This is a genomic window from Bhargavaea sp. CC-171006 (genome assembly GCF_009761675.1).
GTDB lineage: Bacteria > Bacillota > Bacilli > Bacillales_A > Planococcaceae > Bhargavaea > Bhargavaea changchunensis.
The window spans coordinates 80,319-95,844 of record NZ_QUZH01000014.1; the positions used below are offsets into that span (position 1 = coordinate 80,319).

The 15,526-nt window shown below is 55.4% G+C and carries 15 protein-coding genes, 1 pseudogene and 1 riboswitch; of the genes and pseudogenes, 4 read left to right on the forward strand and 12 right to left on the reverse strand.

Features of this window, described 5'->3' with window-relative positions:
* Window positions 1-6 precede the first annotated feature (6 nt).
* Both DZC51_RS06345 and DZC51_RS06350 read left to right on the forward strand, forming a co-directional pair.
* Complete coding sequence (locus DZC51_RS06345) at window positions 7-873, forward strand: MetQ/NlpA family ABC transporter substrate-binding protein (protein ID WP_157294538.1); 867 nt, start codon at window positions 7-9, stop codon at window positions 871-873.
* Window positions 874-894: 21 nt separating this feature from the next.
* The gene (locus DZC51_RS06350) at window positions 895-2,097 is read left to right on the forward strand and encodes a M20 family metallopeptidase (protein WP_157294539.1); all 1,203 of its coding nucleotides are present in this window, start codon (window positions 895-897) and stop codon (window positions 2,095-2,097) included.
* A 240-nt stretch (window positions 2,098-2,337) separates the two neighbouring features.
* On the opposite strand, the gene DZC51_RS06355 is transcribed toward DZC51_RS06350, so the two are convergent.
* The 12 genes and pseudogenes from DZC51_RS06355 to DZC51_RS06410 all read right to left on the reverse strand — a co-directional run bounded on the left by DZC51_RS06355 (window position 2,338) and on the right by DZC51_RS06410 (window position 13,028).
* On the reverse strand, window positions 2,338-3,288 hold the full coding sequence (locus DZC51_RS06355; protein WP_157294540.1) for a nuclease-related domain-containing protein: 951 nt from the start codon (window positions 3,286-3,288) through the stop codon (window positions 2,338-2,340).
* A 332-nt stretch (window positions 3,289-3,620) separates the two neighbouring features.
* Window positions 3,621-4,352 (reverse strand): annotated as a pseudogene (gene dmpG / locus DZC51_RS06360) (4-hydroxy-2-oxovalerate aldolase); the annotation flags it as partial.
* Window positions 4,337-4,612, reverse strand: coding sequence for an iron-sulfur cluster biosynthesis family protein (locus tag DZC51_RS06365; RefSeq protein WP_157294541.1), 276 nt, complete (start codon window positions 4,610-4,612; stop codon window positions 4,337-4,339). The gene DZC51_RS06365 and the pseudogene dmpG, both read right to left, overlap by 16 nt.
* Window positions 4,612-5,040, reverse strand: coding sequence for a VOC family protein (locus DZC51_RS06370; protein ID WP_157294542.1), 429 nt, complete (start codon window positions 5,038-5,040; stop codon window positions 4,612-4,614). The genes DZC51_RS06365 and DZC51_RS06370 overlap by 1 nt, the downstream gene beginning before the upstream one ends.
* Window positions 5,041-5,163: 123 nt before the next feature.
* Complete coding sequence (locus DZC51_RS06375; protein ID WP_157294543.1) at window positions 5,164-5,364, reverse strand: hypothetical protein; 201 nt, start codon at window positions 5,362-5,364, stop codon at window positions 5,164-5,166.
* Between the two features lie 133 nt (window positions 5,365-5,497).
* Complete coding sequence (locus DZC51_RS06380) at window positions 5,498-6,457, reverse strand: 2-hydroxyacid dehydrogenase (protein WP_157294544.1); 960 nt, start codon at window positions 6,455-6,457, stop codon at window positions 5,498-5,500.
* A 72-nt stretch (window positions 6,458-6,529) separates the two neighbouring features.
* The gene (locus DZC51_RS06385; RefSeq protein ID WP_157294545.1) at window positions 6,530-7,204 is read right to left on the reverse strand and encodes a transposase; all 675 of its coding nucleotides are present in this window, start codon (window positions 7,202-7,204) and stop codon (window positions 6,530-6,532) included.
* Window positions 7,205-7,327: 123 nt separating this feature from the next.
* Window positions 7,328-8,380: a ribonucleotide-diphosphate reductase subunit beta gene (locus DZC51_RS06390; protein WP_157294546.1), complete on the reverse strand. Its 1,053-nt coding sequence runs from the start codon at window positions 8,378-8,380 to the stop codon at window positions 7,328-7,330.
* Between the two features lie 49 nt (window positions 8,381-8,429).
* Window positions 8,430-8,882, reverse strand: coding sequence for a flavodoxin (locus tag DZC51_RS06395; protein WP_157294547.1), 453 nt, complete (start codon window positions 8,880-8,882; stop codon window positions 8,430-8,432).
* Between the two features lie 94 nt (window positions 8,883-8,976).
* Window positions 8,977-11,178, reverse strand: a complete 2,202-nt coding sequence (locus tag DZC51_RS06400) for a ribonucleoside-diphosphate reductase subunit alpha (RefSeq protein ID WP_157294548.1) — start codon at window positions 11,176-11,178, stop codon at window positions 8,977-8,979.
* Between the two features lie 310 nt (window positions 11,179-11,488).
* A riboswitch (cobalamin riboswitch) is annotated at window positions 11,489-11,668 on the reverse strand.
* Window positions 11,669-11,810: 142 nt separating this feature from the next.
* Window positions 11,811-12,314 carry a DUF2628 domain-containing protein gene (locus DZC51_RS06405; protein ID WP_157294549.1) on the reverse strand — a complete coding sequence of 168 codons (504 nt, stop codon included), beginning with the start codon at window positions 12,312-12,314 and terminating at the stop codon, window positions 11,811-11,813.
* 90 nt (window positions 12,315-12,404) lie between these two features.
* Entirely contained in the window at window positions 12,405-13,028 is a 624-nt protein-coding gene (locus DZC51_RS06410) for a GntR family transcriptional regulator (RefSeq protein WP_157294550.1), read from the reverse strand.
* A 164-nt stretch (window positions 13,029-13,192) separates the two neighbouring features.
* On the opposite strand from DZC51_RS06410, the gene garR reads away from it, so the two are divergent.
* Complete coding sequence (gene garR, locus DZC51_RS06415) at window positions 13,193-14,086, forward strand: 2-hydroxy-3-oxopropionate reductase (RefSeq protein WP_157294551.1); 894 nt, start codon at window positions 13,193-13,195, stop codon at window positions 14,084-14,086.
* Between the two features lies 1 nt (window position 14,087).
* On the forward strand, window positions 14,088-15,509 hold the full coding sequence (locus DZC51_RS06420) for a four-carbon acid sugar kinase family protein (RefSeq protein WP_157294552.1): 1,422 nt from the start codon (window positions 14,088-14,090) through the stop codon (window positions 15,507-15,509).
* The last annotated feature ends 17 nt before the right edge of the window (window positions 15,510-15,526 follow it).

The following is a 15,526-nucleotide window of genomic DNA, read 5'->3' on the forward strand; positions in this document are numbered from 1 at the left end:
ATCACCATGAAGAAAATCTGGATTTTGGCAATTGCCCTTATTGCTTCCCTCGCCCTTGCGGCATGCGGAAGCGGAAGTTCTGAAGAAAGCGGTGGCGAGACCGTCAAAGTGAAAATCGGCGTCAATGGCGCGGACGGCGCACAATGGCCGATCCTGCAGGAAAAGGCAGCAAAAGAAGGCATCGAAATCAAACTGGTCGAGTTCGCCGACTACACGCTTCCGAACAACGCTCTTGCACAGGGGGATATCGACCTGAACGCCTTCCAGCACATTGCGTTCCTTGGCCAGTATGTCACTGAAAGCGGAAATGACATCATCCCGATCGGCTCCACGATGTTCGCGCCGATGGGCGTCTATTCCGAGAAAATTTCCGACGTCTCTGAACTGAAAGAAGGCGACAAGATCGCCATTCCGGACGACCCGTCCAACCAGGCACGCGCGCTCCTTCTTCTTGAAAGCGCAGGCCTCATCACTCTTGCGGACGACTTCGGCATGTTCGGTGACCCGTCCAAGATCGCTGAAAACAAACTGGACCTTGAAATCCTTCCGATGACCGCCCAGCAGACACCGCGCGTCCTTCCCGACGTCGCTGCCTCCGTCATCAACAACGGCGTGGCCGGACAGGCCGGCTTCTCCCCTAAGGAAGATGCGATTTTCGTAGAAGATGAAACCGACGAAAACGTTCACCCGTACGTCAACATCATTGCGGCTCGCGGCGAGGACAAGGACAATGAAACGTACAAGCGCATCGCAGAGCTTTACCAAGAAGAAGACATCGCCGAGGCCGTCAAGGAAGACACAAACGACGGATCGATCCTCGTCGAACTCAGCCAGGAAGAGCTGGACAAGGCATTTGAAGAACTGAAAAAGTGATTTAGAGTGGAGGGATCCGGAATGACCGTTGCACAGGATGCGAGAGGTAAGATCTGGGAATCGATAGAGGAGAACCGCGAACGCTATATCGGGGTGAGCCATGATATCCATGCCCGGCCAGAAATCGGGAATGAGGAAGTGTACGCAAGCGGACGCCTGTCCGCACTGCTTGAAGAAGCCGGATTCACGGTTGAACGGAATGTCGCCGGCCATGAAACGGCGTTCCATGCCGTGAAGAACAGCGGGAAAGAAGGCCCGACGGTCGCCTATCTGGCGGAATACGATGCGCTGCCGGGACTCGGACACGCCTGCGGCCACAACATCATCGGAACAATGAGTGTCTCAGCAGGAATCGCCCTCGGAGAACGTTTGGATGAAACCGGCGGACGGGTCGTCGTATTGGGCACCCCGGCCGAAGAAGGCGGCCCGAACGGCAGTGCGAAAGGAAGCTTTGTCCGCCATGGGTTTTTGGAGGATGTCGATGTCGCCATGATGATCCACCCGGGCGCCAAGACTTCTCCGACCGGAGAGACGCTCGCCGTCGATCCGCTTGATTTCCACTTCTACGGCCGCTCCGCGCATGCCTCCGGCTCCCCGGAAAAAGGCATCAACGCTCTGGATGCCGTCATCGGCCTGTTCAACGGCATCAACGCACTCCGCCAGCAGCTGCCGAAAGATGTCCGGATCCACGGAATCATCACGCACGGCGGCGATGCCCCGAATATCATTCCGGACTATGCTTCCGCCCGCTTCTTTATCCGGGCGGAAACCTGGTCCCGGACCGAGGAAGTCGCCGCGAAAGTCCGTGCCGTCGCGGAAGGCGCTGCCCTTGCGACCGGCGCCACGGTCAAGATCGAACGGTTCCAGAACGAAGTCCGCGACTTTGTCCTGAACCGCGTCCTCGACGAAACGATCGGACAGGAACTGTCTGCGGTCGGCGAACATGTCGTCGATGAAAAGCGTTCCGGCAAAGGCTCCACCGACGCCGGCAACATCAGCTACGCCGTCCCGACCGCCCACCCGCACATCAAGATCGGGCCGGACGACCTGATCGGCCACACCCATGAGTTCCGCGAAGCCGCCGCCTCCCCACTCGGAGACGAAGCCCTCATCCGCGGCGCCAAAGCGATGGCCGCGGCGGGCTACCGGCTGCTTACTGAAGAGCTGCTGCTTAAGAAGATTCAGGAAGAGTTTAAGCGTGCGCTTGCGGCTAAAGGTGAATAATTAAGGTTGATGTGATCCCCCGTTGCGGCTTCGGCCGTGGCGGGGGGTTTTTCGATTTGGGGTGGTTACGTCATTCGGGTCCGCAGTTTCGTCATTCGGGGCTTTAATCTCGTCATTCGAAGCCGCAGTTTCGTCATTCAACCTCTCCCGGGGCGCGAATGACGAAACTTTTCAGCTGAATGACGAGATTGGACGTGCGAATGACGAGATTACCAAGATGAATGACGAAATTATCGCCGGCTATCGTTTCTGAATCAGTGTTTTTCCTTTCAAGTGCCTCATAGGATCGAATCTGAATCTCTGTTTATTAGTACTGCCGAGTACGTCCAGCTCAACACTATTCAAGTGGCGGAGTCCGGTAGATATAGAAGGTATTCCGGTGAACTCACAGAATGCCCGTGTGGTGATGACCGGGTCGATCAGCAAAAAGTCGTCGAGCAGGGCTTGTTGGTACGGGTTACCCGCTGGAACGCCACAGGTGGGACATTCCAGCTTTCTTCTTGTCATCCATCTCAATTGACCATCACACTTTTCACACAGGAGACCTCTTTTGAATTCGTGAGGATTGATGCCATAGTGTTGATCAATCTGTATCCTTTCCGGCCCCAGCTCTTCTTCAAGTATCCGGCTGACGATCATATTCACAGACGTATTAGGGATATATGGCAGTTCCTTTACCGATACAAACGGTGCCCGCTCCGGTAGTCCAATCCACGTGTTGCGCGTGGCAAAGGCAACTATTCCCTTGATGTTCGTAATCAGTTCCCTTTCACGGAGCCAGTACGAGAGGCCTTCCTTCTGATTCTCAAGTTGAATCATTGGGCAGTCGAACGTGAGAACCGAACCGTCTTCTTCAGTACGCTCAAGCCTACGGGGGTTCTCAAGATAGTGAAGCGTCCCCTTGATCATCTTTGCCTCGATGATTACAATCCCATTGTCAGTCACAAGTAAGGTATCAAACTGTGCCACATGAGCTTCATCTATTCTGAGCCGGATATCCCGAAGGATCCACCAGTTGCCTGGCAGTCGCAGGCTTTTCATGTATTGATCGACTTTCTGTTCCCCGCTAAATCCCGCCTCCACTCTTTTTATCCGATCGGTAATCCAATCCCTTTCCCGATGGTTTCGGTGCAGCCTGCGAAGCATGCTCTCCAACTGCAATAATTCCAACGGATATGGCCGCTCCCCCAAAGCACTCCCTCCTTTGTGAGACCATATCATGCCTTGAGAGAGCGTGATACACAATCTGTTGAGATTGCGATTTGAAGCAGATACTGATGACATTTTTGAAATTTGTATTAGAGCTGTGCCTCAAAATTGAATTTCCTCGAGTTAAGGAAGCCACATTTGGCCCCTCTTCACATAACGGTTTCGTCATTCACTATTTTAATCTCGTCATTCGAGGACGCGGTTTCGTCATTCACTGCCCCGATCTCGTCATTTACCGCCCCAGTTTCGTCATTCGCTCTCACACCAAAAACCCCGCCGCCTCCCATCAGGGAAGCCGGCGGGGTCAAGCAGTTTTAGCTAAGCACTTTCTCTTTCCCGGCCGCAATCTCCGCGGCCACATCGACAATCATGTCTTCCTGGCCGCCGACGACTTTGCGTTTGCCGAGTTCGATCAGGATGTCCCGGGAGTCAATGTTGAACTTCTTGGCGGCGCGCTTGGTATGCAAAGCGAAGGTGGAGTAGACGCCCGCATAGCCGAGGGTCAGGCTGTCTTTTGTGATTTCCTGAGGGGTCTGGAGGATCGGGGCTACGATATCTTCGGCCAAGTCCATCATCTTGTAAAGGTCGACGCCTGTTTCGATGCCCATCCGCTCCAGGACGGCGACGAGGACTTCTGTCTGGGTGTTGCCCGCTCCTGCACCGAGGCAGCGGACGCTTCCGTCAATTCGCGTCGCGCCTTCTTCAATCGCCGCAAGCGTGTTGGCCATGGCGAGCGACAGGTTGTTGTGGGCATGGAAGCCGACGTTGACGCCGACCGACTGCTTAAGCGCGCGGATCCGTTCGCGAACCTGGTCCGGAAGCAGGTAGCCGGCGGAGTCGACGACGTACACGGTGTCCGCGCCGTAGCTTTCCATGAGTTTGGCCTGCTCGACGAGTTTTTCGACCGGTGCCATGTGCGCCATCATGAGGAAACCTACCGTTTCCATGCCGAGCTCTTTCGCGTAGGCGATGTGCTGCGGGGACACGTCCGCTTCGGTGACGTGCGTGGCGATCCGCGCCATTTTTGCTCCTAGGCTGGCCGCTTCACTTCAAATTGCCTGAAGCCCGTCCGGTCGGGAATATAATCGAGTGTCTTCCCCTTAAAGTAATGGAGTTCTCTTTCGTCAAGAAGAAAACGGAAGCCGGCCACAACAAACTCCCTGTCACCGGGCTGCGGGGATTCAACAAGCGTCAGCTTCAAGCTCAGCAGGCAGCTATCCCGCATCCGGAGACGGACGAACAAGGGACCGCCCGGCTGAAGCCGGTTTGCCAGCTCCTCTTTTGCTGCGTCAGACACCGCGAACATCAGTCGGAAGCCTGTCCCTGGTCTTTTGAATAGTTCAGGTCCCACGTAAACCCGAACCGGTCCTCCACCTTGGCGTATTTGGCGCCCCAGAAGGTATCCTGGAGTTCCATGATCCGGCGGCCTTCCACAAGCAGGCTGTCATAGAGCCGGCGGATCTCCTCTTCGGATTCGCAGTCGATCATGAGGGATAGGCCGCGGCGCGGGACTTCGGGTGCCGGCTCGGTCGAATCGGCCAGCATCAGCTGGAAGTTGCCCCGTTTCAGGTGGCAGTGGATGACATAGTCCTCGGCCCCTTCGGGCGTCGGAAATTCCGACTCTCCGTACGTTTGAATGGCGAGATTCTCCATGCCGAACAGATCCGCATAAAACACTGAAGCCTCCTTTGCACGGCCGTAGAACGTGAGGTAAGGTGTGATGCAATCTTTCATAAGCAACCGCCCCGCTTTCTGATTATCTTTCTTCATCATACCCGATTTTGCTGTCCGTTCATCAATACTGCCCACTTCCCATTAGAGAGAAGCGGGCAATTTTCCCCTATGTATTTCTATTAATCAGCGCGTGCAGCCGAATTCATACGAGTTGGTGAGCGTGTTGTGAATGGTGAGTTCAACGGTGCCGCCGTTGTCCAGGCAGCCGTCGGTCAGAGCATTGACTTCCAGCTTGTTAAAGTAATGTTGGACGGCCAGGAGAATCGCGGCCACCACCAATAGGGTGACTGCGATGAGTCCGATCTTGTGTCTGGTTTGAATCATGGGGGTCCCTCCTCTTCTTTCTTTTACGGTTCGGGGACCGGAGAGGTTTCGGTCTGCTCAGATCTCACCTTTCTCGGCTTTAACAGGACTCCTGCCAGTGTAACCAGGACTATCGCCAGAAGTTTGTTCATACTCACACCACCCAATTTTCAGGATTTCGACCCGACAAGACCGCTTCAATGTCTTCCGCGTTCATGCGCATCATGGCGAGGCGCGTTTTGACACTGGCGCTGCCGATGTGAGGAAGTGCCGTCACGTTCGGCAGGGTGAGGAGCTTGTGGTCGGAACCGATTGGTTCACCTTCAAAGACGTCAAGTCCGGCAGCCCAGATGTCGCCGTTTTTCAGGGCTTCATACAAGGCGTCTTCGTCGACGATGCCGCCGCGTGCAGCGTTGACGAGGACGGCGGTTTCCTTCATGAGACCGAGTTCGCGTTCGCCGATCATGCCCCGGGTTTCCTCGGTGAGCGGTGTGAGAATGACGACGAAATCGGATTTCTTCAGGAGTTCGTCCAGCTCTTCATACCGGAAGCCGAACATCGACTCGGCCTCCACTTTGCGCGTGCGGTTATGGTAAAGAACATCCATGTCAAAGCCGGCGGCGCGGCGCGCGACCCCTTCTCCGATGCGTCCCATCCCGACGATGCCGAGTGTGGCACCGAAAATGTCCATGCCGGTGAAGCCCATCGGAGACCAGGAAGTCCACTTTCCCTCGCGGAGGAACCGCTCTGCCTGACCGGTTTGCCGTGCGGCGGCTAGCATGAGTGTGAACGCCAGGTCGGCAGTGGTTTCCGTCAGGACGCCCGGCGTGTTCGTGACGATGATGCCCCGCTCCTTGGCTGCCTCGAGGTCGATATTATTGTACCCAACAGCAAGATTTGCGATCACTTGGAGCGTTTCCCCTGCATGAATCACATCCCGGTCGACGGTGTCGCCCACATTCGTCCAGAGCGCATGGACGGTCTTCGCCTTTTTAATCAGCACCTCTTTCGGAGGGACATCGTCCTCGCTCGGCCACATATCCACTTCAAATGCTTCTCGAAGACCGGAGACTGCCTCTTCGGGCAGCTTCCTTGTGATAAAGATCTTTTTCATTCCCCGCATCCCCTTTCATATCCCACTGTGAAAAACCGCCGGAAACTGGATTCCGGCGGTTTTGATGATGGATTATTTGGCCGCTACGGCTTCCTTTTCTTCGCAGCGATCATCTTCTTCGATCTCCAGCACCTCAACTTCATCAATCTGGTCGAGGAGGCGGAGAAGCCGGCGGCGGTTGATCGTACGGCCAGCCTTTCTCAATTCAAGCAGAATCCAGTCCGGATCAAGCACATCTTCCTGTTCCATCAGGTGGCGGATCAGGGCGATATCCTCGCGGTCGCGTTCGGACAGCTTGTTTTCCGGCCGGTTCACGTAGTTGTAGTAGCCGCTCTCTGACACATCAAGCGTCAGGCAGAGCCGGCGCACCTTGTGCTCATCCTTCATCTCGTGGATCGCATCGAAGCGCTCGGTCTTTTTGATGTCGACCATGGACGTGAATTTTTTCAGGATTTCATTTTCCTCGCGCAGCCGGCGCACTTCGCGCTCCAGGTCGCGGAGTCGGCGGTTCGGGTCGATACCCGGGGATTTTGGCTGGCGGCCGCGTTTTTTCGGGATGAGGCCCTCCTCGCCGGATTCCTCGTAGGCATCTAGCCAGTTTTTAAGCGTATTTGGGTGGACGCCGAATTCACGGGCGACCGCTCCCTTTTTCCGCTTCTTTTCAAGGACTTCACTCACCGCCCGGAGCCTTTCCTCAAAAGTTTTTTGTGGTTTGGCTTCTTTGTCTTCAATCACGTTAGCCGCCATGCAGTTCTCCCCCTTGACCAAATTATCATTGACGCAATTATAACAAATTTATGATGTGGATTGTCCATAGTTATAGGAGGAAAATGCTTTTTTTCTGTAGAAATTTGGTTTGATTTAAAGGGATTACAGGTCGTCGAAGCCGTTGAGGTCGCTCGTCTTCGTATATTGCCTGGAAGTCTGCTCGAAAAAATCCGTTTTTGTATCATCGAAACTGTCGACATAAGCACGGATCCACTTCATCGGATTGTCCGTATGTTCCGGATAAATTTCTGATAGTCCGAGCATCCTCAACATTTTATTCGCCCGGTATTTTATGTAGCCTTCCATCTCCTCGGGGTCGATGCCATCCACACCGTCCAGCACGTACCGGCTCCACTGAGTTTCCTGCCCGACCGAATGGCGGTACGCATCATAGATCCAATCGGTGAATTCCGGCGTGTTCAGATTTGGATTCTCTCCCATCGCCGCACGGAACACATCACTCATCGCTTTTCCGTGTTCGAGCTCATCGCGGTTGATGTAGCTGATCATCGTCGACGTCCCGACCATCTTTCCGTTGCGCGCGAGATTATAGAAGAACGCAAAGCCGGAATAAAAGAACAGGCCTTCCAGAAGTGTCGTGTACACCATCGCCTTGAGCGCATTTTCGGTGGTCGGATGGGTTGCGAAATCATTGTAGACTTCGGCAATCCGCTCGTTCCGCTTCAGGAGGACCGGATCGTGCCGCCCGGTCTCGAATGATTTCACCTGGTTGTCGAATGTCGTGACAGAGCTGAGGACATACGCATAGCTGTGATTGTGCTCGCTTTCCTGATCGGCGATCGTCGCGAAAAGGGATTTGACGGAAGGGTCCGCCACGTATTGGGCGAGCCTGGCGGCAACGTCCGTCTGCGGCCCATCCAGCGTAGCCAGCAGGCCGATGATTTTCAGGAACGCCTCCTGCTCGGCCTGGGATAGGTTCGGAAACTGCTTCACGTCCTGTGTCAGATCGACCTCATTGGCCGTCCAGAACAGGGAGCGGATCCGCTGGCGGAGCTTGTAAAAGTGCGGATATTTCAGGTCGTTCCAGTTCAAAATGCCGCTCGCCTCACCGCCGAAGATCGCCGTCGCCCGGTTCGGATTGACCGGGTCCAGCACCTTCACGCGGGTGAGTAAGCCGGTGGATTGTGTTGTCATGGTTGTTGGCTCCTTTCTAATGTCAGGGTGATTCAGGTCGAGCAAGCTCTCAATAGGAAACCTGGCTTTCCGCGCCGGCACCCAGCCGCTCCGCAACTCGAATGGCCCATTTCCGCACGGCCTCCTCCTGCCCGCCGCGGGGGCTCTGTTCGATCTTGAGCGGAGGCAACGGGGATTCGTAAAAGCGGGCCAGTTTGACAGAGGCTCTGCAGAAGAGCGCATCGCCTCCAAACTGGGTGTCACCGGTGCCGAAGATGAATGTATTCGCAGGCTTGTAGCCGACGTCCAGGATAAAATCCTTCACTTCCTCTGGAACGCTGCCCTCAGCCCAGGTGAATGAGCCTAATATTAGCGCATCATACCGGGAAACATCCGGCACAGGCTCCCCGCCGATCCAGTGGAAGCCGACGGCATGGCCTGCTTCTTCGAGGAAATCGGCAATCAGCTCCGCCGCTTCTTTCGTGTTGCCGCTGTAGGTGGCGTAGGCGATCAGGAAATTCATCGGCAGCCCCTCCTTCAACTGATGGTTTGCTTCACATTCAGTTCCGGTGTGTAACATTCGCGTTGGTTTGCTTAACATTCGCCTGTCATTATTATTACGACTGGCACCACTCACACTCTTCCACGTCACTTGCGGTGGAACGGGTATAGTAGGTCGTCTTCAGGCCCGATTTCCATGCCTGCAGGTGAAGGCCCAGCAGCACGCTGGCACGGATCGTGTTCGGGACGTACAGGTTGAACGAGATCGACTGGTCAATGTGGCGCTGGCGGGCGGCGTTTTGCCGGACGCTCCAGCGCTGGTCGACGATATAGGCGGAGCGGCGGTAGACATCGTATGTCCGGTGATCGAGGTCCGGCGCCACGACCGGGAGCTTATAGTCCTTTTTCTCTTCGTGATAAAACGGCTTAAAGACCGGATCGATCGATGCGGTGGAACCGGCGATGACCGATGTCGAGGAGTTCGGTGCGACGGCCATCATATAGCCGTTGCGGACGCCGTTCCGTCTGACTTCTTCCCGGAGATCCTCCCAGCGCCCGCCTTTATATCCGCGGCGTTCAAAGTACAATCCGGTCTGCCAGTCCGACCCGGAGCACAGTGGATATGCGCCTTTCTCCTCTGCCAATTTCGCTGACGCACGGATTGTGTGGTAGGCGATGTCTTCATATAGCTTGTCGGCGAATTCAACCGCCTCCTCCGACTCCCACTGGATGTTTTCCTGCGCAAGCAGATGGTGCCAGCCAAATGTGCCGAGACCGATGCCGCGGTAGCGGCTGTTCGTCACCTGCGCCTGCAGGACGGGGATTTTATTCAGGTCGATGACGTTATCAAGCATGCGGACCTGGATGTCGATCAGCCTGCCGAGCACCCCTGCCGGAACCGCTTTGCCGAGGTTGACGGACGACAGGTTACAGACTACGAAATCTCCAGGTGTCCGGCGGCTGACAATCACGCCGTCTTCCAGCACTTCCTGCGATGCGCTAGTCGCGCTCATGTTCTGCGCGATCTCCGAGCACAGGTTGGACGAGTAGATGATACCCTCATGCTTGTTTGGGTTCATCCGGTTGACTTCGTCCCGGTAAAACATGAACGGCACGCCCGTCTCGAGCTGGCTGCGCATGATGCGCTTCATGATGTCGATCGCGGGCACCTTTTCGGAATGGATATCCGGGTGTGCGACGCAGTCGGCATACCGCTCGCGGAACGAGCCGCCACCGAATGATTCATCGTAATAGTCTTCAAGCGACCAGCCCATCACGGTGCGCACCTCGTGCGGGTCGAACAGGTGCCAGTCGCCGCGCGCCTCGACCTGTTCCATGAAGAGGTCCGGCAGGCAGACGCCGGTGAAGATGTCGTGGGCGCGAAGGCGCTCGTCGCCGTTGTTCAGCTTGAGGTCAAGGAACGTGAGGATATCCTTATGCCAGACATCGAGGTAAACAGCGACGGCCCCTTGGCGCTGGCCGAGCTGGTCGACGGAGACAGCGGTGTTGTTGAGCTGCTTGATCCACGGAAGGACGCCGGATGATGCGCCCTTGAATCCCCGGATCGCGGCGCCGCGTGAGCGGACTTTCCCCATGTAGACGCCGATTCCGCCGCCGTATTTGGACAGATTCGCGATGTCCGTGTTCGAGTCATAGATGCCCTGAAGCGAATCATCGACGGTGTCGATAAAGCAGGATGACAGCTGGCCGTGCGGCTTCCCGGCGTTCGCAAGCGTCGGAGTCGCAACAGTCATGTAGAGGTTGGAGAGCGCCCAGTAGGCTTCCCTGATTTTCCCGAGGCGATCTTCGGTCTCGTTTCTCATCAGGGTCATGGCGATTACGAGCCAGCGTTCCTGAGGCAGCTCGACCTGCTTTTTATTGAAATCGGTCGCAACGTAGCGGTCGGTGAGCGTCTTCAGACCGGTGTATGTGAACAGCCGGTCGCGTGACGGTTCGAGGAAGGTGCCGATTTCCCGCAACTCGCTGTCGGTGTAATGTTCGGTGAGCGCTGCGGCGTAGAAACCTGCTTCGTCCTGCATTCTGACATGCCTCGGGAAGTCGCTGTAAACCTCTTCGATTCCGCGGCGTTCCTGTTGGTCGCGGTACAGTTGGGCGAGCAAAATGCGTGCTGCAACATCCGTCCAGTATGTTTCCGCCTCATCCACCCGGCCAAGCGCCTCACGGATGAGGTGTTGCGGGAGGGACGGGCCGCTGTAGCCTTCTGCCGCGCGGCGGAGCGGAGCGATTCTTTCTGTTGTGAATTCCTGTTCAAGCGCGGATAGGAAGTCGTGCTGATCTGTCGGTTTGGTGGTGACCATGGAAATTCCTCCTTAGTGGTAATGGCAACCCGAAATGTTATGTTGCCGTCGCGAAATTCGGTATTGCGGACGCGAACCGGCGACTTGCCGGCGCGAAATCCAGTGCTGCGGTCGCGAACTGGTGCACTGCCGGCGCGAAAGCGGTTTTCAGACGCGCAAAAGCCCCGTCCGAAGAACATTCTTCGGCGGGGCTTCCGCTGATTGCGTGTGGGTAATGGAGGATCGGGGCCGGGGATGGATGAAGAGATAAATGAAAGATATGAATGGCCGGCGCCCGTTCGCTTCCACCTCTCAACCCCCGAAGAAAGTGTCGCTCATCGATGGGCAGGCAGGTCTACTGGCTCGCGCTTCTTTCTCCCGCCGGCCTTCCCGCAGCATGGCTGCAGTGGCTTCTTTGGCGGTCGTCGGCGCTCACAGTTGCGGGGACAGCTCCGGCATTTTCCGGATTCCCTTTTAAACCGCGATCGGTACCAACCCATCGTTACTACAATATATAGTGTTGTTAACGCTCATATAGCCTAACATATTGTGTTTCAAACATGAATAGGACGAAAGGCTATGAAATTTGGCGAAGCGTGTCACTACTCACGCTTTCCACTATAACAAAAAAAGAGAGCCGGGAAGCCCCCTTTTCAGAGATACATGAATTCCATAAAAACCGCTATGGCTCCTGTAACCAAGCCATATGCCAAGAACAGCAGGAAACCGAGCAGAAAACTGATAAAGCCGGCTCCGCCTTTCTTCATTACGGCCATCTCCACGTGCTCAGCCCTATAGTGGGTCTGGATCTTCCTGATTTTCCGCTCTGCATCCTGGCGGTATAGCTGGTTGCCGCCCACCCCCAGGACAATGGAGACGACAAGTCCGATGCCGTAATCCCAGCCCGCTTCAAAGTCCCCCATCATATAGGCAACCACGTCAAACAGCAGGAAAAGGCCGAGGATGACCAGAAGCGGAATGTACATCTTGCGGTAGCCCAGCCAAAAAAGTCCGAAGATAAACGCAGCCCAATTCCATGAGAACCGCTCTTTTTTCCACTTCTGCTCATATACACCCGCCTTTTCGGGGCCGACGTATATACCCAACAGCTCTTCTTCCCTCGCCGTGGTTCCCGTATCTGAAACAGTTGCTTCCATGCCCTCTCCCCCCTTTTCCACTGATTATACCGGATGGAGGAATTGGATTGGAGGGGATTTACAAAAATGGATGAAGAAAAGCTTCCTCCCTCATTCCTCCCAGTCGACAATCGCCAATGTAAACTCCAGGTCCGCCTCGAGATGCTCTTCCATCAGCCGGCCGGCTTTTTCGGGATTGCGTTCCCCGATGGCCTCTACAATCGCGGCGTGTTCATCGAGAAGGCCGGGACGTTTGTTGATGACCACCGCACGGCTGAACAGGTAGATGATTGATTGCATGCGGTTGACTGTATCAATCATCACCGGGTTCCGTGTTTCCCCGACAATCAGGTCATGGAACCGCTTGTTTTCACGGACGACGGCTGCGGAGTCGTCAACGATAGCGCGGGCGTTTTCGACCGCTTCTTCCAACTCTTCCAGGCTTTCGTCCATCATATGTTTTGCCGCCATCTGTGCTGCGTGGGCTTCGATGAGGATGCGCATCTTAAAGTGATCACGCAGTTCTTTTGCGCTTGGCTTGAAGACTTTCTTGCGGCGGACAAGCCCTTCCTGCTCAAGGCGCCGGATCGCTTCCCTGACTGGAGTCCGGCTTACACCGATTTCTTCGGCCAGGCGCTCCTCGATCAGTTTCGTCCCGCCGGGATAAACTCCTGTGATGATCTGTTCACGTATTTTTTCATAGGCAAGTGTCTGTGCTGCGCCTCCGGTTCTCATCGACATTTGCCCCCCTTTTCTATTTCTTTGTCTCTTACTATCATACATTATTTTCTTGTATACGCTTTCTTAAATTTTGTATACAAGACAGAAAACTTATAGTACACTACAAGAGTAATTGTGACTCATAATTCATCGATTTCCCTCCAGGAGGTTATACTCATATGAAAATCGGATTTATCGGGCTCGGTATTATGGGCCGTCCCATGGCATTGAATCTTGTAAAAGCGGGCTTCCAGGTAAAGGCCTTTGACCTGAGCAGCGATGCTCGGAAGACGCTTGCGGATGCAGGCGCCGAGGAAGCCGTTTCTCCTATCGAGGCGGCAACCGGTACAGACGTCATCATCACGATGCTGCCGAACGCGGCGATTGTAAAGGATGTATTGTTCGGAGAAAACGGCGCGGCTTCAGCAGCAAATGAAGGCGCAATTGTCGTCGACATGAGCTCCGTCTCCCCAGTGGATTCCGTGGAATGTGCTGAGCTGCTAAAGGAACGCGGCGTCCGTTTTATCGACGCTCCTGTCTCCGGCGGAGAGCCGAAGGCGATCGACGGCACGCTTGCCATCATGGCAGGCGGAGACGATACGGCCTTTGAGGCAGTACGTCCGGTATTCGAAGCGATGGGTTCGGAAGTGACGCATGTCGGCGGCACCGGCAGCGGATCCACTACAAAGCTTGCAAATCAGATTCTCGTGAACGTGACGATTGCGGCCATGTCAGAGGCGGTCGTCCTTGCCTCCAAGGCTGGCGTCGATATCGGCAAAATGTATGAAGCGATCAAAGGCGGGCTCGCCGGCAGTGCAGTACTCGACGCGAAGATCCCGATGGTGCTGGAGCGCAACTTCGAGCCTGGCGGCCGGATCGACATCAACTTGAAGGATCTGACCAACGTCTATAACGCTGCGCGCGACCTCGGCACGCCGATGCCTCTCACTTCACAGGTACTGGAGATGTTCCATTCGCTGAAAGCGAACGGGCATGCGACGGACGATCACTCCGGACTGATCCAGTACTATGAAAAACTTGCGAACTACGAAGTGCCGAAAGGCGGGAAATAAAGTGGCAACACCGAACGAAATCACAAAACGGCTGCCGGCATACGGACCGGATCTTGAACAGCTCTGGAAAGAGGAGCGGGCAGCGTTTGACCATAAGATTATCGTCCTGGACGACGATCCGACAGGCGTTCAGACCGTCCACAACATACCGGTCTTCACCGACTGGTCGGAGCAGACGATCCGTGCCGTATTCGGGGAAGAGCGCCAGATGGTGTTTATCCTGACGAACTCCCGGGCGTTTTCGGAGGAACAGACCAGGCAGGTGCATCAGGATATCGCAGAACGGATTGCCCGCGTCTCAAAGGAGACGGGCAAACCATTCCTGATCATCAGCCGGGGCGACTCCACCCTTCGCGGCCATTATCCCCTGGAGACCGAGACGTTGCGGAACACGCTGGAACAAAATCTGCCGGAAGCCATCGACGGAGAAATCCTGCTCCCGTTCTTCAAGGAAGGCGGCCGCGAGACGATCGGCGATGTTCACTATGTAAAGACCGGAGACACTTATGTCCCGGCAGGTGAAACAGAATTCGCGAAGGATCGCATGTTCGGATACAAGAGCAGTGACCTGAAGGATTATGTGGAAGAAAAGACAGGCGGGGCATTTAAAGCAGATGGCGTCCTGTCCGTCACACTTGATGAACTTCGGTCGCTCGATCTGGATTCGATCACCGATAAGCTCATGTCACTGAACAGGTTCGGCAAGATGGTCGTGAATGCAGTGGACGAGGAAGATGTCCGCGCGTTCTCCATTGCCCTGCTCCGGGCCATCAGGCAGGACAAGCGGTTCATCTTCCGGACGGCTGCCGCCTTTACGAAAGTGATCGGCGATGTGCCGTCCAAGCCGATCCTCACAAAAGCAGAGCTCGTGACAGAAGGCTCCGAAGGCAATGGCGGCCTCATCATCGTCGGCTCCCATGTGAAAAAGACGACCGAGCAGCTGGAGCAGTTAAAGACGCTCGACTCGATCCGCTTTATCGAATTCCAAGTGAAACTCGTCGCAGATGAGGAAAAGTTCGCGGAAGAGATTGCGCGCATCCAAGAAGCAGTCAACTCAAGCATCGCGGAAGGTACATCCGTCTGTGTCTACACTTCACGCGAGCGGCTTGACCTAGGTGAAGGCCGGCAGGAAGAAGAGCTTGCCCAGTCCGTGAAAATCTCTGAAGCGGTCACGACTTTCGTGCGGAACTGCGACCCTCAGCCGGCCTATGTCATCGCAAAGGGCGGCATCACGTCGAGCGATGTCGGCACAAAGGGGCTCGGCGTTGAAAAGGCCGAGGTCATGGGCCAGGCAGCGCCCGGAGTTCCTGTCTGGAAAACCGGAAGAGAAAGCGTATTTCCCGAAATCCCTTACATCATTTTCCCCGGAAATGTCGGGGATGCCGATACACTAAAAACAGTCGTTGAACGACTGGAGTCCTAATAGAAAGAAGGTACCCG